The 18,393-nt window shown below is 46.3% G+C and carries 16 protein-coding genes; 7 read left to right on the forward strand and 9 right to left on the reverse strand.

From position 1 onward, the window contains the following. Nucleotides 1-52 precede the first annotated feature (52 nt). From Y697_RS12935 to Y697_RS14770, 3 genes are all read left to right on the forward strand, one after another. Nucleotides 53-1,246, forward strand: a complete 1,194-nt coding sequence (locus tag Y697_RS12935) for a hypothetical protein (RefSeq protein WP_121552193.1) — start codon at nt 53-55, stop codon at nt 1,244-1,246. Nucleotides 1,247-1,879: 633 nt separating this feature from the next. Beyond that, nucleotides 1,880-2,347 carry a MarR family winged helix-turn-helix transcriptional regulator gene (locus tag Y697_RS12940; protein ID WP_259462568.1) on the forward strand — a complete coding sequence of 156 codons (468 nt, stop codon included), beginning with the start codon at nt 1,880-1,882 and terminating at the stop codon, nt 2,345-2,347. 225 nt (nt 2,348-2,572) lie between these two features. Beyond that, entirely contained in the window at nt 2,573-2,749 is a 177-nt protein-coding gene (locus Y697_RS14770; RefSeq protein WP_183083820.1) for a hypothetical protein, read from the forward strand. A 431-nt stretch (nt 2,750-3,180) separates the two neighbouring features. Here Y697_RS14770 and Y697_RS12950 read toward each other — a convergent pair whose 3' ends face one another. The 7 genes from Y697_RS12950 to Y697_RS12980 all read right to left on the reverse strand — a co-directional run bounded on the left by Y697_RS12950 (nt 3,181) and on the right by Y697_RS12980 (nt 11,474). Then, nucleotides 3,181-4,017: an MBL fold metallo-hydrolase gene (locus tag Y697_RS12950; protein WP_121552197.1), complete on the reverse strand. Its 837-nt coding sequence runs from the start codon at nt 4,015-4,017 to the stop codon at nt 3,181-3,183. Continuing rightward, nucleotides 4,014-4,196: a hypothetical protein gene (locus Y697_RS12955; protein ID WP_121552199.1), complete on the reverse strand. Its 183-nt coding sequence runs from the start codon at nt 4,194-4,196 to the stop codon at nt 4,014-4,016. Before Y697_RS12955 ends, Y697_RS12950 begins: the two co-directional genes overlap by 4 nt. A 564-nt stretch (nt 4,197-4,760) precedes the next feature. Further along, nucleotides 4,761-6,323 carry a GGDEF domain-containing protein gene (locus Y697_RS12960; protein WP_121552496.1) on the reverse strand — a complete coding sequence of 521 codons (1,563 nt, stop codon included), beginning with the start codon at nt 6,321-6,323 and terminating at the stop codon, nt 4,761-4,763. A gap of 14 nt (nt 6,324-6,337) precedes the next feature. Then, nucleotides 6,338-7,909, reverse strand: a complete 1,572-nt coding sequence (locus Y697_RS12965) for a GGDEF domain-containing protein (protein ID WP_121552201.1) — start codon at nt 7,907-7,909, stop codon at nt 6,338-6,340. 94 nt (nt 7,910-8,003) lie between these two features. Beyond that, nucleotides 8,004-8,339 carry a DUF4258 domain-containing protein gene (locus Y697_RS12970; protein WP_121552203.1) on the reverse strand — a complete coding sequence of 112 codons (336 nt, stop codon included), beginning with the start codon at nt 8,337-8,339 and terminating at the stop codon, nt 8,004-8,006. Between the two features lie 42 nt (nt 8,340-8,381). Further along, nucleotides 8,382-10,883, reverse strand: coding sequence for an alpha-amylase family glycosyl hydrolase (locus Y697_RS12975; RefSeq protein ID WP_121552205.1), 2,502 nt, complete (start codon nt 10,881-10,883; stop codon nt 8,382-8,384). A 21-nt stretch (nt 10,884-10,904) separates the two neighbouring features. Continuing rightward, nucleotides 10,905-11,474 carry a 5' nucleotidase, NT5C type gene (locus Y697_RS12980; RefSeq protein ID WP_121552207.1) on the reverse strand — a complete coding sequence of 190 codons (570 nt, stop codon included), beginning with the start codon at nt 11,472-11,474 and terminating at the stop codon, nt 10,905-10,907. A 124-nt stretch (nt 11,475-11,598) separates the two neighbouring features. Between Y697_RS12980 and Y697_RS12985 the strand changes: the two genes are divergently transcribed. The 4 genes from Y697_RS12985 to Y697_RS13000 all read left to right on the forward strand — a co-directional run bounded on the left by Y697_RS12985 (nt 11,599) and on the right by Y697_RS13000 (nt 16,951). Further along, nucleotides 11,599-12,267 carry an ABC transporter ATP-binding protein gene (locus Y697_RS12985; protein ID WP_121552209.1) on the forward strand — a complete coding sequence of 223 codons (669 nt, stop codon included), beginning with the start codon at nt 11,599-11,601 and terminating at the stop codon, nt 12,265-12,267. After that, a complete protein-coding gene (locus tag Y697_RS12990) occupies nt 12,260-14,434 on the forward strand; it encodes an ABC transporter permease (protein ID WP_121552211.1) in 2,175 nt (724 codons plus the stop codon). Before Y697_RS12985 ends, Y697_RS12990 begins: the two co-directional genes overlap by 8 nt. Further along, entirely contained in the window at nt 14,389-15,444 is a 1,056-nt protein-coding gene (locus tag Y697_RS12995) for a P1 family peptidase (protein ID WP_259462569.1), read from the forward strand. Before Y697_RS12990 ends, Y697_RS12995 begins: the two co-directional genes overlap by 46 nt. 79 nt (nt 15,445-15,523) lie before the next feature. Continuing rightward, nucleotides 15,524-16,951: an HD domain-containing phosphohydrolase gene (locus tag Y697_RS13000; RefSeq protein WP_259462570.1), complete on the forward strand. Its 1,428-nt coding sequence runs from the start codon at nt 15,524-15,526 to the stop codon at nt 16,949-16,951. Between the two features lies 1 nt (nt 16,952). Here the strand turns inward: Y697_RS13000 and Y697_RS13005 are convergent, their stop codons facing one another. Further along, nucleotides 16,953-17,309 carry a hypothetical protein gene (locus Y697_RS13005; protein WP_121552213.1) on the reverse strand — a complete coding sequence of 119 codons (357 nt, stop codon included), beginning with the start codon at nt 17,307-17,309 and terminating at the stop codon, nt 16,953-16,955. Nucleotides 17,310-17,336: 27 nt separating this feature from the next. After that, entirely contained in the window at nt 17,337-18,374 is a 1,038-nt protein-coding gene (locus Y697_RS13010; protein ID WP_121552214.1) for an L-threonylcarbamoyladenylate synthase, read from the reverse strand. Nucleotides 18,375-18,393 lie beyond the last annotated feature (19 nt).

Genomic DNA, 18,393 nt, shown 5'->3' on the forward strand with positions numbered 1-18,393 from the left:
AATTATTCTTGCCCCAAGCTATTCTGTGCAATAATGGAAAGAGGTGATTGTTTTGAGTAGAACTCGTGGAACCGTTGATATTGGCCTAATCATAGGAGTACTCGCGATAGCGGCGCTGGGAATTCTTTCCTATCTCTTTCCTACGGCGAAAATTCCCGATCCCGGAGGAGAGTATGAAGTGGGTCTCCAGGTAGTCGAACTAAATGATGAGACGAGGTTTGACCCCTTTTCCGATGTCGAAATGACCAGGCGGCTGGTTATTGATATATGGTATCCGGCAGATGAGACTGAGGGTAAGAGAAGAAGTCCGTGGTTCAGGAGTCACAGGCTGTTCGTGAATAGCCTGGCTGACAACTACGATCTTCCTCCCGTATTATTCCAGTTTCTGAGATCAGTCAAGACGAACTCTTTTATAAATGCCGTGCCTTCTGAAGACGCGAAAAACTTGCCCGTGGTCATCCTGTCCCCGGGAACTCCTGCTATTGTTCCATTGTATTTTTCTTTTGCAGAGTACTTGGCCAGTAGAGGGTTTGTCGTGATAGGAGTAGAACACCCCTATGGAGCGGCGGTGGTTGAGTTTTCCGACGGCACGCAATTTCATTTTGACAGGGAAAGGGTGATGGACCTTCCTGGCGTCGAGACATTCGAAGAAGGGGTCAGACTTTCTATGCAACTGATGGCAGAAGACCTCTCCTTCGTGATAGATTGGTTAGCACGGTTAAATCGAAGCGACCACGAACTAGCGGGAAGCTTCGATACTAGTAGACTGGTAGCATTTGGTCATTCGGGCGGAGGAGGAGCAGTCTACTTTGCTTCAATCAATGATCCAAGGATTAAGGCACTGCTCTCATTTGATCCTGCTCTGTTTGCAATGAGCGATGAGGAGATAGAGAGAGGGGTTGAGATTCCCTCATTGATTATGGAAACCGACGAATGGAAGTATCGTGAGGAATCGGGAAGAATCTCTGACATGATACAGTCCAGCTCCGTTCCACCCTTTCATATAAGGATACCAGAGGCCAAGCATCCCGACTTTGCAATGTTGGATCATCTTTCTCCGTTGGCCCGTTATTTGGGATTTACAGGTTCATTCATGAAGGATGGCGGAGAGGGCTATCTTTACAGAGCAATTTACAGCTTCATGCAATATGTCTTTGAAAACCATAGCAGAGAAGAACTGCGTTCAACTCTTCTTCAAAGAGAGGACGTTCGAGTCTTCGAGGGCCTGAATGAAATACTCAGATAGTCTTTTTTGGGGTATCAGAATTATTTTGATGAACTTTGGCAAGACCGTGTGAGGATTCCGAGTGATAGGGAGTCCTAGCCCGAAGAAGAGCATTATCTAAGAAAAAAGAAGGGAGCGGTATCCTTCCACAGGGATGATTGTGTTTGAAAGAATCGCTTGCGTTCGTTGCTGGTTACAACCCTGAAGTACGATTCTATTCATATCCCACTAACGAGCCCAAAGAGGTGCCGCGTCCTGAGAGGAGCTTGCGCCAACTTCCATTAAGCCTTGAAAGGTAAGTAAAAGAAAGAACAAATCCCTACGAAGTTCGTTATTAAGAAGGTCAGCAGCTATCATGACGTAAACTTTATGATTCGTGCTGCCAAAATGTTCTGTCCTTAGTGTTTTCTTCTTGAAGGAAGATCTCGAATCAAAGATTTGCTACGGTTAACGATCTATAGCTGAAAGAGCGAATTTACGGACACCGGTGTTAGAATGGCGAAGGATGGTACTGGAGCAAAAAGTAATTCGCCTCAATTGGACTTTCATAATAGATTGTGCCAACCGATAGGGAAAAGTCGCGAGTGTGTTCCGTAACTTCCAATAATAATTGAGAATTCTTACTCTGAAAACTACGATTGGAGGCGTTTTACGGTGATCGAAGATGATAAGACTGACAAACCGGCCATACTCGAGACTGTTTTCGACTTGCTCAGGAATTTTACGCAGTTTATTTCCTACAGTAACGAGGCTGCTGAACTCAAGACAATGGAATTTTATTTACTTCTATATATTGGTCTCAAGGGTCCTCAGAACATGTCTGCCCTTGCAAAGGCTTATTTGATGACGAAGAGCAATATTACAGTACTGGTAGACGATCTTGAAAACAAGAGTTATGTTGGACGGGAGAAATCCGAAAGAGACAGAAGAGTAACGATAATCAAGCTCACACGGAAAGGAGAAGCTGTCTTCAAGGAGTTTTCGAAAAACTTCTCAGAGTTGATCGATATCTTCCTGGAAAACGTGCAGGAGGATGATCTCGTTGTCATGACTGATGGTTTCGAGCGAATAGCACGTCTTGTTGTCCAAAGAGGATTGAAAAGACGTAAAAGTGGCTCTTGAAGATCAAAAGAACTTGACACGGAGTAAGAAGTCGCATACGCAATGTCCTATGCAGGGACCTCGCTCCAAAAAACTACCGTTCGCTTAGGGACAAGAACCCGCTGATCGCCGTGAAAAACCGAGAAAGAGCATTTCGAGACGCCCGCTTCGCTCACGAGAAGACGAGAAATATCGATGCAAGTCTGCTTAAGCAGGCCAGTCTGGCTTCGCCCGGCCGGTCTTTGCTTGGCAAAGGCCAGTTCCGCTTCGCGGGAAGAAGAGCCGATTCTAGGAGCGGGTTACAGAGAACGGGTTAGAAAGCTCGGGTTGATAGAAGCGGGTCATCACAATCGGACAACATGCAACATAACACTTGCAGCTGTTTCAAGGACCGAGATCCTGGACAAAGTCATTCCAGGATGACGCAAAGCAAGAAGGGCCATCATTCCGTTCATAACTGGCTAGAGGCCAAACGCTCTTGAATCATGACCTCGGCCAGGAACTAAGAACAGATCCTCGCTCTGGAACGAAGAACATCTTTCTTTGCCAACCCCCAACCCCGGTCTTTCCAGCGTGCAGCGTCTCTTAGCAAGCGACAAGCGGCTCTTCTCGGCTAACGGAGAACCGTTCAACGGCCAACGAGTTTGTGTTGTTCTTCCGACCTCCGACTCCGTACCCCAATCCCCGTTCTTGTTATTCTTACTCAACTCGGAACTTGCAACTGACCTTTCGCTCTTTCCTACCCCCTACCTGCTTACCCCAACCTCGGTTTTCAAAGGCCCAGATCCCGGATAAGGTTCGAAATGACAGTATTATGCGATTCCGAAAACCTTGCTTCTCGCCTGATGCATTAGCTAAATATCAAGCAAGAGACCGTCACTTGCCACAGAGATTCCGAATCGCCCGTAAAACTCTTCGAGATCTCTTTGCGGTGGATTTGGATAGTGAGAAAAATGATGAGCTACTAAGAGACTACTGCCGTCTATTATCCCTATCTCCCTCATTTTGTGCATTGTAGTGATTACCTGTTCCGCGGTGTGATGGTAAGGAAAGGTAATCTCCTTCATAAATCCTAGAGTCGAATCTAATGCGACAATATCTACCGGGTCGTCGAGAAATTCTCTCAACAGCTTAAGTGAAGATTCATCAATCGGTCCTGTGTCGGTAGCATAAAAAAAGGATTTGCCCCCTTTTTTGAGCAGGAACAAATAGGGCTGCTCGCCCTCCTTCACTTTGTGAACGGCGGGTACGGGGAAGATGCTGCACCCATTTACCACGACTTCCTTGTAGGGTTCTGCTTCTATTAGCACTGTCTTGTCCGGGTCGAAGTATAGCGAACTGGAAATCATTGAGAGAACCGTTGAATTCGCCAGAATAGTTAATGTGGGAAGTCTATCATATGAAGCGTTGTATCTGTTCATTCTGTAACCGAAGTTTGGCAAATAGAGATGATCTGAATGGGAATGAGTTATTAACAGCGTCTTCACATTGAAAAGTGTGACTCCGGCTTCATGAGCTCCGGCCATAATATTTGGTCCGAAGTCAATTAATAGATCGTTATCGACATGCACGGCCGAAGTGAGCCGGAAATTCCTACTACCGGCTTCCATAACTTTTCTGCAGTTCTCGCAGTCACAAAACACATTCGGATGTCCCTCGTATGCCGCTGTTCCAAGAAATACTACTCTCATGTTCCCTCCTTTTCTTCTGATGGTTCGTCAGTCAGTGAAACCCGAGGTACTCCATCGTTCAAAACAATCATGAACAAAACAGCTACTCCTTTTCCGTTCTCTTCCTCAAAATGCTTTCCCTCAGTAAATATGCTCTTCAGCTCTTTGAGCAAAAATCGGCCACTCTCTTCCCCAGCCACTGAGCAAGACCACAGAATCATTTCGTGAAAGGGCTCAGGAAGCTTTCGGTTTCTTCAGAATCCTTCTACCGACTTTGATTGCTTCTGCAGAACCAGTTTAAGGCAGTAAAATGTGGGACTCTTTCCAGATCTGACGACCGGACTATCTTTCCAAGTCATGCACTAGTATCCGGTACATCTTCTTTGCAAGCTCATCGCCTAAGTTGGTTAAAGACATCGTAATTGCCTTCAGGTTTTATAGATTAAGCTCACTAAGAGTGGTTTGGTTCAGCCGACGATCCTTTACCGCGGCCTCACCAACCTACTGTGAAGAATCTACTGGTCATGAAGGCTGGTGGAGGCAACGCTTTCCGACTGAGACTTTGGCGTCATGCCCTCCGGAAAGGCAGACGAACCTTGCCAGGTTGCCGACAGGGTCTGCAAGTTCAGTAAACAGCACTCCATTGATCGATATTTCTCCAATTTCACATTGAAAAGCCTGGAGCTTTGCCCTTGAACAAACATGGCTTTGGTCAATTCACCTAAGAGTCGGACATTCTTTCTTGGGTCTCAGTCAGGAGTTCTCTAAGATTCTATTCTGTTCTTTCCCTTGCTCTTCGCTTGATACATAAGTTTGTCAACTCTAAGCAGTAATCCTTGAGCAGATTCAGACTGCCATTCTGTCACACCGGCACTGAAGGTAATCGGTAGATCATCCGTTTCCTCAACCGAGTTTCGAATTCTTTTCGCCGTAGAAGTCGCGCCTTCCAGAGCAGTGGAAGGTAGTAGTATTACAAACTCTTCTCCTCCATACCTGAAAGCATAGTCAATCTTCCTTATTTCTGAGACGATAAGCGAAGAAAAGATTTCGAGTATCTCGTCTCCCTTCAGATGGCCGAGCCGGTCATTGAGCTCCTTAAAGTTATCTATGTCAAGCATGATAATTGAGAGCGCATCTCCGTATCTCCTGGCCCTATTTATTTCGTACTCCACTACTTCAAACATCTTCTTCTGGTTCATAAGGCCGGTTAAGGGATCTGTCTCGGTTCTTTGCTTCAGGAGATCGTTAGCAGACTTCAATTCTCTTTGCATGTTCATGAGCTCTTCGTTCTTTCTGTCGATCAGTTTGTTGGCTTCTGAGAGCTCTTTGTTTCTTGCAGTCATGTTCTCAATTTCCCTTAGCTTCTGCATAGCGGCAAATGATGCTCCCAGCTTTGCAATCACTCTGGCTTCTTCTTCCCTGAATATCTCGGAATTCAATCTTGCCATCTCCCTGTACAGTTCCAGGGCTCCCTCAACATCACCTTTCGCCTCCTGGATCTCGGAGATAGCCTTTAGCTTTTGAAAGATTTCGGATTTGTTCCCCTTCGATCTGTGATACTCCAGTGAATCTTCGAGAGAGGCCAAAGCAGAATCAAAGTCTCCCGTCGCCTTGTAGTATTCGGCTTCGTAACGACAAATTTCTGCAAGAGAGTAATCATCACAATTTTGGTTTGCTACCTCACGGGCTTTCCTTAGGAGGTCAACTGCCTCATCCTCTCTTCCGGTATACAGGAAGATGTCGGCGAGGTTCATATAGCTGTTGGGAAGATCTCTCTTAAGAGAGTTTCTCTCTTTGATTTCAATCGACTTTCTGATGAACTGGGCACCTCTACCATCTTCCGTAATGTTTTCGATAGCTATTCCCTTATTGTTGAGATACTTGGCAAGAGATAGCTCGTCGTTGTCCCTTTCGGCAAGGCCAATCGCCTTTTCCGCATATTCCAGCGATTTCTCGTAATCTCCCATTTTCAAGTAGACGCCGGCGATGTTGTTGTAGATCATCGACAAAGGCTTTTCATCTCCCAATTCGTTGAAGACGTCAATTGCATCGGAAGCATATTCGAGAGCCCTTGAAAACTCGCCCGATTGACAACTGATTCTTATCATACCGTTGTAGGCAAGACCGAGCTCCCGGGAAGTCTGTCCACGGAATTTCTCAAGTTCTCTGCTCACAGTTTCGAAGGCGACTAAAGTCTCTCCCGAGTTAAGCAGAGCTTGCTGGAACTTTCTGAGAAGCGACAGCCTTTCCCCGACACACGACTCATCCTTCGAAAGATATTCTTCATAGTAATCTGTGTAGCTTTTCTCGTAATCTGTCTGGCCCATTTCATCCACCTTTCTCAAATAGCCGCTTCACTTATCTGGAGTCTGTCCTTTCCCCTTGCTTTTGCTTCGTAGAGCAATTTGTCCACAATGGAGATGAATTCGTCAGAGGACTCACCTTTCCACTGTCTTGCACCTGCACTGAAAGAGACAGGTATTTCAAGATGCTCCCGAAGAGACTCCTTCAATCTTGAGTAGACATCCGTCGTCCTTCGCATATCCGCCGAAGGAAGGAGGATTAGAAACTCCTCGCCACCGTATCTGAAAGCGAAATCATTCTTCCTTATAGACGATCTAATCAGTTTCCCTATGGCAGCGAGTAGCTCGTCGCCCTTCAAATGCCCGTAAGAGTCATTGATTGATTTGAAGTTGTCCAGGTCAATCATTATCATTGTAAGGGGAGTTTCGTATCTCTCTGCTCTGGAGATCTCACTGTCCAGTACTGATTTCATCTTCCTGTGATTCAACAGCCCGGTCAGCGGGTCAGTTTCCGCTTGCTTTTCCAGAAGTTTATTGATTTCCTCCAGCTTGGCTTTCATTTCCTGGAGTTCGTTGTTTTTCTCGGATATCTCTTCATTGACAGTTCTGAGTCTCTTGTTTTGCTCGGCAAGGTAGTTAATTTCCTTCAGTTTTTCCCTCGCCTCGAATGATGATTCCAGCTGGGCAATCGACCTTGCCTGTTCTTCCTTGAAAATGCTCCGGCTTAATTCCGTGATCTGTTTGAATATGTTTAAGGCATCTTTCGAGTCTCCCATCAACTCATATACTGAAGAGATGTCGTTCAGCACTCCCAGCAATTCAGTCTTGTTACCATTTTCTTGATGGTATTCCCTGACTTGCTCAAGCAGGTTCATAGCGGAGGCGAGATCTCCCTCGCCTTTCAAGAAACGGGCTTCGTATTTCATGGTCTCGGCAATTGCATACTCGTTTTCGGTCGCTTTGGCGATTTTCCTGGCTTTTTCGAGAAGCTCTGCTGCTTCTGCTTTTCGTTCCGAATCGTAATACAGTTCGGCAAGGTTCATATAGCTGCTGGGGAGCTCCGTATTCATACTGTGCTTTTCCTTGATCTTCACTGCCTCTTCAAGATAGGGAATACCCGACTCTCCTGTCTCTCCGTTTTCATGAATAATAGCGATATTATTTAGGCAGCAGGCGGCATTGATCTCGTCACCGTTTTTCTTGGCCATTTGAAGGGCCTTGTTTGCACACATCAATGCCTTGTCGTAGTCCTTCATTTTGAAGTAAAGTCCCGAAGTGTTAATAATGACTTTCGTGAGCAGTTCTCTTTCATTCTTTTCCGTGCATATAACCTGGGCCCTCTTCGAGTGTTCTATCGCGCTCGCGAAATCTCCAACAAGAGTACTCAGTTTAATCATCATATTCAACAAAATGGCCATCTCTACTGTCGAGTTGTCTTCAAATTTCCTTAGCTCTTTCTCAAGAATCTCATGCGCAGCGAGAGTCTTACCCTGACCATTAAGGATGAATACTGCTTCCTTAAGATATGATAACCCCCTTGAAGGTTCGTCCTCAGGCGTAGACATGTATTGTTTGAGCAACTCGACAACTTTGTTCTTATTTTCTTCCATATAGTCCCCATTCCTCTGAAAAACCTTAGGTTGCAGTTCCAATCAGCGGGCAAATCGAGACGCCTCTTCCGTCAGTGGTGCTGGAAATTATGTACTAGACATCAAACGGTGGGGTTTCTCGATCACCACTATTCCAATATACCGTGATTACTTCGAAGTTGGCAAGCTTCTTCTCAAGTATCACAGTAATTTCTTCATCCATTATCTTCATTCTGTTGTAGTTGGTAATCTCTACTTCACGGCCCTCTTTGAGAACTCTCAGTATCCTTTCCGGCTCGATATCTCTTTCATTCATTCTCAGAATCGCATGCTGACTGAAAGTGATCTCACTCTCTTCCTCTTTCTGTTTTCCATCGTCTTCCCTGCTCAAGTACTTTATCAGAAGTGCAGTGACTATCACAGCAAAGATCACAGCCATAGTGAAAAGCATAGTTGCCTCCAGACATCCGGATATTAGTCTATTCTCAGTCTTCTAGTCTATCTTGATCAAAATATCGTCCATAACATACGGATCTTCCTTGTTTCCTCCTCCGAAATGATAGCTTTTTGGCTCGGGATAAATATCGCGATAAACTGCTTCAATTCCGTCGAAGTCCCAGGTGGTTATGTAAATGTTGAATCCCTTCAAATCATCTGGCCTTCCGATAGTATCCCCGGCGATCCTTAGAATGACTTCGTTGTTCATCTTGTTTGTCTGGACGAGGGGAGTTGGTGAAATGGCAGTTCCGAAAGATCCGGGACCGCTTCCCTCTGCGGAGTATGCAACTATGGACCAACCGTTTGCGAAGATGAAGTAATCCCAATCTAGCCCATCGGGCATGGATGCATTCTGGAACGGCAGGACTGTAGCGCCCTTCTTGTCTGGGTCGTCTATGAAGATCTGGAATGTAACGTGATCAAATCCGTTTTGTGGTCCCCATGAGTCAGTCAGATCCTTTATCTTCATTCCCAAGACCAGCGAAGCCCCGATCTGTTTTACATTTGCTCCGAGAAGATCCATCTGGTTCTTGAAAGTAATGTCTGTAGGATACTCATATCTTCCCTGAGGGCCTCTGTCGTCGTCTTCGGGATCGGCAAGAGATGCCAGAAGCAATTCAGGGATGTCTAGTATTACGGTGTAGTCGTCACTGTAAATTGATTCTCTTCTTGTCTCACCGTAAATCTTAAATAGAATTGAATGAATTCCCGGATCGAATTTAGATATATCCCATTCGTAAGACCATTTTCCGTCTACGATCTCAATGTCTTCCGCTTCTTCAATTTTCGTGTCGAATATTATCTTTGCCGATGATGCTCCTGATGCGGTGCCTGTTATAGTGTAAGTCGAGTCTATCTTTTGATGATCTTCGAGATCTGCCTTGAACTCAATATTCGGAATCTCGATTTCGCGAGACTCATCCGAAGCGATTCCCACGTAGACTGAACGAGGATTCATTGACATAACGAGCTTCCCTTCTCTTTCGACGGGATAACCCTTTGCCAGCGAGTTGAACGTGTAGATCGGCTCGATGACCTGGCCCTCTTCCAGTCCGCTTTTCATATTTGCGAGAACTCTTCTTTCACCCGCAGTGTTCATTATCACAAATATCTTGTCGCCGTTGTGTTCGAGTCGGTAGGCAAAGATTCCGGGTCCATTGGAGTCCGATTTCAAGATCTCGATTGTTCCATATCTGAAGACCGGGTACTCCTGTCTTAGTTTCGAAAGATCCCTTACATAGTTGTAAAGCTCCGACTGAGTGTCAAAATGGTCTATTCCGCCAGACTGAAAGCCTTCGGCAAACATAGTGGCTCTTGTCTCGAAGAATCCTTGTTCTGTGCCGTAATAGATCACCGGAATTCCAGGGATTGTGAAGATGAAAGCTAACGCCTGTTTGAGGCTCGCGAGTCCTCCCCCTTTCAGGAACCGCTCCATATCGTGATTATCTATGAAGGTTAAGAGCCTTGTCTGATCGAGTCTGCTCTGTCTAACTTCAAGCCTGTATCCTAGATTTGCAGTGGCTTTCCCTTCTTTGAACACACTTCTGAGCTCAATGTTCAACGGAAAATCGAGCATTGCGTTCATGCCGGCATCAAAGAACTCTCCAATCACGATTTCTCCGCTGTCGTCGAAGGGATCGCTCCTCACCCATGCCTCTCCAAAGGTAAGAAACTCCGTTTTGTCATTCCTGGTGGCAACTTCGTAGACCCCAGCCTCACCGTTCAGGAACTCTTTCCAGAACTCCATAGGAGCATAAATTGCCGTGTCGATTCTGAAGCCATCGATATCGGCCTCTTCTATCCAGAAAGTGAAGGAGTCCTTGAGGGCCGTGACAACCGCCGTATTCTCGGTGTTGAGGTCGTCGAGGCCCGACATCTGATAATTGAGTTTCTGGTATTGATCGTTGAAGTCAGAGATATCCGGCGTCCAGTGATATATTTGATCAGTCTCGTTATCTTCGAAGTCGTTCAGGGAGAATGGATATTGCTCAGGAGAAGATGTCGGTATGCTTTCTGTGTTCAACTCGAACTCTCCATTCACGAAGCGGAAGTAATCACCGACATGGTTCGGAACAATGTCCTGAATCACCAGCAAACCCTTTTCGTGAGCTTCTTTCACCAATTTCCTGTATAGCTCGATGTCGCCAAAGTGTTCGTCGACTCTCTTGAAATCTCTTGCCCAGTATCCGTGGTAGCCTCCGTAGTTTGCCCAAGGATTCCACCACTGATTGGCAACGGGAGGGGTAATCCATATGGCCGTTGCGCCCAGTCTTTTGACATAATCCAATTTGTCGATTATTCCCTTGAGATCTCCGCCGTTATATCTCGAGTTGTCGCTGCCGGATTCTCCATATCCCATGTCATCGTTGGTCGGATCGCCGTTCGAAAAACGGTCTATCATAATGAAATAGACAATCTGATCCTCCCAGGCAGTTCCTGCAAAGCAGACCATCGTCGCAAAAGCAATCAGAAGAAGAGAAAGAAGCAGCTTTCTCATGTTTCCCACCTCCAGATCTTTTCAGATAAGTATAAAATCTAGAAACTCCCCAAGACTCTTTACTCTAAGCCGATGTTCGATATGTCTGTTGTATGGCCAATCCATAATGTAAGTATTGATGCCGTGATCGAGAAGGTTCTCAATATGATGCGGAGCGTCATCAACGGCGTATTCAATGCCCAGAACTTCACATAGCTCACCCTTTCTGGAGCTTACAATTACCGAAACCGGTTCGTCAATCTCCTTCTGAATCCATCTCTGAGATTGTATCTGAACGTTTCTTCCCTTAGTCGGGAATCGCGATGTAATAAAGTAGAATTCGTGGCGACCTTCGGCAATCAAATCGCCGAGCCTCATCAAGTCCTCCTGTGAAGCATATGGAGGCAGCGATTCATAGAAATTCTCTGTATTTCTTATGACTTCCCACACCTTTTCTTCCATCTCAAGCGTGAGGTTGGGGACGCTTTTCCAGAAATCCCAGACCCTGACTTCTGCCTCTAGCGGAACTTCTTCGAACATTTCGTGGGCGATACCTAGAAAGGCTCGATTGAAGTCCGTAAGAATGTCATCTATATCGATCATTATCTTCATCGTTCACCTCCGTATAGAACAGTATATATCATACTATTGCCTCTTTTTTCTCTTTCGGCAAGTTTTCCAGCACGGAGTGTTTGTGGGATAATCACAGTAGGTTTTATCAAAGGGAGGAAGTAGGATGTTCGAATTGAAGGAAGTCGCATTGATATATGAGACGAAGAAGCAGGCTCTGGCGGCGCTCAAATCGACAGACCTCAAGATAGAGAAGGGAGATGAAGTTGGGATATTCGGGCCTTCTGGTTCGGGGAAGTCATCGCTTCTCTTCATTATGAGCACACTGAAGGAGCCAAGTCGCGGAGAAGTAAAATACGAAGGCAAGGAGCTTACAGCTCTGACTCCTTCCGCAAAAGCCGAGCTCCGACGCAAAGAGTTCGGATTTGTGTTTCAAGAGCACTTTTTGATAAACCACCTAACTGTCATGGAGAATATTATGCTCCCCCTGAAAGAAAAACGAGGAGCAAGAAAGAGACTCGAAGAAATCACTACTGCGCTTGGATTGAACGAACTCCTCAAGCGATTCCCGTATGAGCTCTCACTTGGACAGAGTCAAAGAGTAGCTGTGGCAAGAGCATTGATAGCAAGTCCGAAAGTTGTTTTCGCCGATGAACCGACAGCTTCCCTTGATGACGAGAATGGCAGCAGGGTAATAGAGCTCCTGAAGTCTTATTGTTCGAAGTCAGGTGCGACTCTGATACTCGTTTCTCATTCGTCTGAGATTATTGGGGATTTCAGAAGAAGACTCAGAGTGGAGAATGGCCAGGTCTATGAGGTTGGGGTGAATGCTTAAATACATGTGGTTATATCTCAAAAGAAGGCCGGGCAGAATTCTGGTTTTCATATTCGTTGTCGCTCTCGGTGTATCAATGAGCCTTGTGATTAGCTCAATCTTTCTGTCCTTCGGAGAGACGAGAAGCAGGATATCAAAGATCAACGAAAGCTGGATTACGGTACAGTATCTCTCTGAAAGCGGGAGAGACGAATCTATTGACAGCAGTCTCATCGAGGTTTTTCAAGACGTATTTGGTCTTTCAGATGCTATCCCGGTAGACATAGCCTATCTCGGCTACAACCTTTTCGGAAGTGCAAGAGCCAATTTCCCTGTTTATGGAATCAAGCAGACAGAGATATCTCGGATGCTGCGGGAGAGCAATGCCTACATCTCAGAAGGGGCGGTATTTGCTCCGGGGACAAATGAAATCATTGTCTCCGATTCATTTCTAAGAGCCGCAGGAGTAGATCTGGGAAATGTTTATGAGGAAATCTCCGAAATGTCGAGCGTCGGTCTATATGAAGTGGTCGCATCTCTGGAAGGATCCTCGGTGTTTGGACTGGGGCCGTCGGGAATTTCAAGGGGTAAGGGGTCCTTTGGCTTTCTGGTATTCGCTGAAGATGGGTTCCTAATAGCAGTTGAAAACGAGCTGAGATCAAGGATCATCGGAGAAGAGCTTTCAGTTTCGATTAGTGGACCTGTTTCTTCCCGGGAGACACTTAAGAGGCAGTACGCAAGTTACTATTTGGGAGTCTTCTTGACAAATCTTTTTGTCGCTCTGGTTTTCATAATTGCTCTTACAATGCTTAATTCGGTAAGCATTCGTGAAAGAAGAAAGGAGTATGCTATTCTTGCCGCCATAGGGCATTCTCCCGGGAGTCTGAAGGTAAGACTCTTTCTGGAGTCGGTTTATCAGGGAATTGCCGGTTGGATCTTGGGCCTCCTTGCGGGTGGAGCCGTTCTTTCACTATTCGAAGATCGCTTTTTCACGCCTAATGGTCTTTACATAGGCGACAGCACCATCTCTTCCATTTGCACGTTATTCATACCGTTCACCACAATTGTTCTATCTCAGATATTGATTGGGAGACATCTGAGAAGAGATCTCGTCGGTCTTCTGAAGAGCTCTGAAGAAAGAGTCGGTCTGCTTAAGAACAGATTCAGGAATGTAGGTTTGCCCTGGCTCCAATTTCCTCTGAGAAGCGACGGCTACAGATCACTTTTTGTGAACATCATCGCGTTTGCCGTGCTAGTGACTGTTTTTGGTTCGCTTCTATCTTCATTGACGGACACTGTTCGAGACAGCGGCCGGCTGTTCGATCGATGTTCTTATATTCAGAACTCGGAATTGGAGGATCTCAGGCTTCCAGAAGAGATTTCATCGAGGTCAACGGCTGTCCTTCCTGCCGATCTTCTCTACTCGGATGTAAAGCTTATGTTCGGCACCACGAAACTCTTCATTCCAGTGGTATCTACTGAGCATTCGAGATTTCTCTCAGTATTCGACGAAGACCCGGTGGCCGGTACGCTATATGTTAGCAGGAGCCTTTTCGACTTGATTGTGAATGGTTCCGTCAGGGGGCTGGATTACTCTTCGGTGGAGGTTCTGACAAATCTCGAAAGCCTCGCCGGTGTTCTTGTTGAAGACAGAACAGAATCTGAAGGTCTCCTGGTATTGTACGATGATCGTAATCTTGCAGGAGAGATCAGACGTTTCGCCTCGGAGGTCGGTCAGTTGGAAGTGGTCGACAGGAGGACTTTCGAGTTGAAGATCCGTGCCGAGACGCAGTTCTTGGAATTGATTTCTTCGATTATCATTTATCTTCAGTTCTTCGTCGTCACAATAATCGGCGTGGTTACCGTTACAAGGGTGACCTTGGCAAGACGGAGTGAGATATCAATTAGAAACATCTTGGGGCAGAGGAGAGATGAGATCGGTCTTCTCTTTTTCGGAGAGCTTTCATTGGTGCTTTTCACAGGTGCAGCAACTGGATATCTTCTGGCAACGGCCTGCTGGCATATTTTTAGATTTGCCTTTCTGCAGGGACTGTATATTTCGTCGATCGTGGTTCCCGGGACGCTCTTCAGAATCTCTGTAATGACCTTTGTTGTACTATTGGCCGGAGTACTCACGGCAAGATGTTTGATTTCGAAGCAGGATCCAATATCGATTATCGAAAGATAGGTGAAGAGATGAGATTTAGAGAGCTTGCTCGCCCGGGAGACGGGTACGAAACGGGGACTTTGAACAAGATCACCGATCTTGAGGGAATAAGAGTCGGGCATTACACTTTGATTGAGGATTCACCTAGATGTCTACGAACGGGAATAAGCGTCATAAGGATTCTTTCCGTATATGAAAGACCCGTACCGGCAGCTTCCAGCGTATTCAACGGTTATGGAAAGTCGATGGGACTTATTCAGATAGAAGAACTCGGGACCATCGAGACCGATATCTTTTTGACCAACACGCTTTCAATTGGAGCCGTACATCAGGGTGCTGTAAGACTCGCCCTTGAGAGCAATGCTGAATTGTCGTCGCTCAACGTAGTCGTCATGGAGTGCAACGATGGCTATTTAAACGAAATTCGAGCGCTGGCGATAAAGGAAGAGATGGTTGCCGACGCGGTCGGGAACGCGAAAAGGGATTTCCAGCTCGGCAGCTGTGGCGCGGGGACCGGGATGGTCTGCTTTGGTTATAAGGGTGGGATCGGTTCGTCTTCGAGAATCATAGAGTTCGGAGGGAGGAAATACACTTTGGGGGTTCTCGTTCTTTCGAATTTCGGAAAATCGTCCGACCTTAGAATTCCTTCTATGGAATTGCGTCCCAAGCTACAAGATTCCGATAGGGAGAAAGGATCTCTCATCATGATCCTGGGAACAGATCTGCCTTTGATGCCACATCAGTTGAAGAGAGTAACGCGCCACATGAATCTTGCGATAGGGATACTTGGAGCTCCAGGGCACCATGGAAGTGGAGACATTTCACTTGCTTTCACTACATCCAGAGAGTACAGTCTGTCCGAGCAGAGCTTTATGAACGAAGGGAACACGATCAGTGAAATATTCGGGGCAGCTGTCTGGGCGTGCGCCGAAGCCATAGTAGATTCGATGCTTTCTTCTGACAGTATGACTGGCTTCAAAGGATCGGTCGAATCGTTGAGGAGCGCACTGATTAGCGGACCTCGAAATTAGTATGGTTGAACTGTGTCGATCACTTGGTACGGATAGTCAATTGATGTTATCATCGGTGGGTATTTATCGGGAGATGAAAATGAGTGTTTCAAACTTGAGACCTAACAGCGAAAAAAGTGCTGGAGGAGCGTTCGACAAGAGTAATTTTATAAGTACCGATGATTGCCGAGACTTCTTTTCGTTCTTAAGAAATGGCATAATTCTGTGTGGATTGACAATCGAGGGACGCTGCAAAGTAATCGATGCCAATCCGGCTGCGCTCAAAATAGAAGGTCTTCTGAGAGAAGCTGTCATTGGGATGGACTTTGAACGTGTGTTTCCCGTGGTCAGGGAATTCGGCATATTGGCTGCCATCCAGCAAGTAAACAGAACCGGTATTTCGCTTCGCATAGAACCAAAACGGGATTCAGATGCAAAAGGCGAAATCTGGAAAAACGTATCGATCACAAGGCTTTCTTCAAATGTCATCGCCATCGTATTCAATGACTTTGATGAATCGTCTGGAGGGAGCAAGGACCTGCAGAAGAGCACATTGGAGCTAGGTAGGCTCTTCGCAAACCTTCCTGGAATTGCCTTCCGATGCAAGAACGACAGAGACTGGACTATGGAAGTTGTCAGCGGGGGATTGGCTGATCTTGCAGGTTATAGACCAGAGGAAATAATCGGAAACGAAAAACTATCATATGCTGATCTAATCCTTTCGGAAGACAGGGAAATGGTATGGAAAAGCATACAGGAGTCTTTCACCAGGGACGATCATTATGAGATTGAGTATAGAATCGTAACCAAGTCCGGCCTTGTCAAACACGTACTGGAAAGGGGGAAAGTAATCAGGGGCACTGCTGAAGATGAGCCTTTCGTTGAGGGCTTCATCTCAGATGTTACCGATCTAAGAGTCGCGAGAAGAGAGGCCGAGGAGAGTAAGGAGAAACTTGAGGCTACCTTCACAAGCACAATTAATGCGCTTTCTAGAATCGTGGAGATCAGAGATCCCTACACTTCGGGGCATCAGAGAAAAGTGGGGCTTCTCGCAGCCTCGATTTCCAGGAGAATGGGACTTGAAAATAGACTTTGCGAGAACATAAGGATAAGTGGCCTTCTCCACGATATCGGGAAACTCTGGATCCCTTCCGAGATTCTAAGCAAACCCGGGAGACTCAATCATATAGAGTTTGAGATGATCAAAGAGCACTCTCGGCTTGGCTATGAAGTTCTAAAGGAAATTGAGTTTGATTTTCCGATTGCCGACTACGTGATTCAACACCATGAGAGGTTAAACGGTTCTGGATACCCCTTTGGGCTAAAGGGAGAGGAGACACTCATGCCGGCAAGAATAATCGCTGTCGCAGATGTTGTCGAAGCTATTTCGTCGCACAGACCCTACAGGCCAGCACTTGGAGTAGAGGTGGCGATAGAAGAGATCACTTCCGGAGCAGGTACTCTTTACGATGGTTCGGTAACGAGAGCTTGTGTCGGCTTACTGGAAGATGGTTTCTCTTTCGAGTAGATCAAGGAGAGGGGATCGCCTCGATGATATTTCTCTTCATTCCAAGAATAGGTATTCTTCTTCCCGTCACGAGTGCCTGATAGGTTCCTCCGACTTCAAGCATCTTGAAGACCTTTGAAGCACCATAGAAGCCCTGGCTTTCGGCGTTCTGAATCACGAATTCCTCTCCGGTATCTGCCATGACCCTATAATCAGATTTTCCAGCTTCGGAATTGTCAACTTTCTCGACCACGGTTATCTCAATCATAGTCACGGCCCTGTCGCCCCAGGTAAAGACGAGGTAGAAAGCCACTGCGACGAGAACCGTTCCTAGCACTACGAAGATCTCTCCCGAAAGATTCTTGAGTCTTCCTTTCAAACTGACCACTCTCCCCGAGTCGGAATTCTAAGCTCTTTCAATTTTCCAGGCAGCCTTCCTCAGCCTGTTCATAATCGCAAGTCCCACACCTGTTTCAGGGAAAGGCTCGGCAATGATCTGAGAGTATTCCATGTTCTCTTTATTTCTCAGTTCTTTGAAGAGATTCGATGCAACCTCAAGGAGGTTGTCTCTCGAACCGAGAACGACCTTCTTGACCTGAACGGGATAATAATCCTTCATTTCTTCAGAGCAAAGAACGAGAGACTTCTTTCTTCCAGCCAGTATCCCCACCTTCGCGACAACCATGCCGGTCTCTCCTTCGACGAGTATCAATGGAATGTCTGGAGAATAATGCCGGTATTTCAAACCCGGTGACATCGGATCACCAAGATACTCTTTTCTGCCCGAAACAAATTCCGGAACATGAAGATCTGGAAGAACTCCCTTCAGTTGATCCGGGTCGATCGGGCCAGGTCTCAAAAGAGAGGGTCTTCCTCTTGAGAGATCAATAATCGTTGATTCCAGTCCGAAAACCGTCGGACCCGAAAGGATTATGCAGCTTACTCTTTCGTCCATGTCTTCGATCACATGTTCTTCCATTGTAGGGCTTGGTCTGCCTGAAAGATTTGCGCTAGGCGCTGCGATAGGAACGCCCGATAGTCGTATCAGTTCTTGGGCCACCGGGTGGGAAGGAAATCTTACGGCCACGCTCTTCAGGCCTGCGGTAACTGAGTTAGGTATTTCCTTGTTTTTATCGAAGATCAACGTCACCGGCCCTGGCCATACCAGATTCATCAGAGCCGAAAAACTTCCGACATCCTGTGACACGACTTCTTTCAACATCTCCATGTTGGAAATGTGTATTATAAGCGGGTTGTCCTGGGGCCTGCCTTTTGCCTCAAAAACCTTCATGATGGCAGTTTCGTCAAAGGAATTTGCGCCCAACCCATATACGGTCTCCGTAGGAAAAACGACCAGTTCGCCTTTCCGGATTAGTTCTGCAGCCTTCTTTAGACTAGTTTCATCGGGGTTCTCGGAATTCACCCGTAAGTAGACAGTATCCATTTTTCCTCCGTCGATGAGA

Source organism: Mesotoga sp. BH458_6_3_2_1, assembly GCF_003664995.1.
GTDB lineage: Bacteria > Thermotogota > Thermotogae > Petrotogales > Kosmotogaceae > Mesotoga.

Coding starts and splice junctions, on each gene's coding strand:
- Y697_RS12950 (WP_121552197.1), bottom strand. CDS start 4,017: ATGAGAGTAGTATTTCTTGGAACAGCGGCATACGAGGGACATCCGAAT.
- Y697_RS12960 (WP_121552496.1), bottom strand. CDS start 6,323: ATGGGCCAGACAGATTACGAGAAAAGCTACACAGATTACTATGAAGAA.
- Y697_RS12965 (WP_121552201.1), bottom strand. CDS start 7,909: ATGGAAGAAAATAAGAACAAAGTTGTCGAGTTGCTCAAACAATACATG.
- Y697_RS12970 (WP_121552203.1), bottom strand. CDS start 8,339: ATGCTTTTCACTATGGCTGTGATCTTTGCTGTGATAGTCACTGCACTT.
- Y697_RS12975 (WP_121552205.1), bottom strand. CDS start 10,883: ATGAGAAAGCTGCTTCTTTCTCTTCTTCTGATTGCTTTTGCGACGATG.
- Y697_RS12980 (WP_121552207.1), bottom strand. CDS start 11,474: ATGAAGATAATGATCGATATAGATGACATTCTTACGGACTTCAATCGA.
- Y697_RS12985 (WP_121552209.1), top strand. CDS start 11,599: ATGTTCGAATTGAAGGAAGTCGCATTGATATATGAGACGAAGAAGCAG.
- Y697_RS12990 (WP_121552211.1), top strand. CDS start 12,260: ATGCTTAAATACATGTGGTTATATCTCAAAAGAAGGCCGGGCAGAATT.
- Y697_RS12995 (WP_259462569.1), top strand. CDS start 14,389: ATGTTTGATTTCGAAGCAGGATCCAATATCGATTATCGAAAGATAGGT.
- Y697_RS13000 (WP_259462570.1), top strand. CDS start 15,524: ATGAGTGTTTCAAACTTGAGACCTAACAGCGAAAAAAGTGCTGGAGGA.
- Y697_RS13010 (WP_121552214.1), bottom strand. CDS start 18,374: ATGGATACTGTCTACTTACGGGTGAATTCCGAGAACCCCGATGAAACT.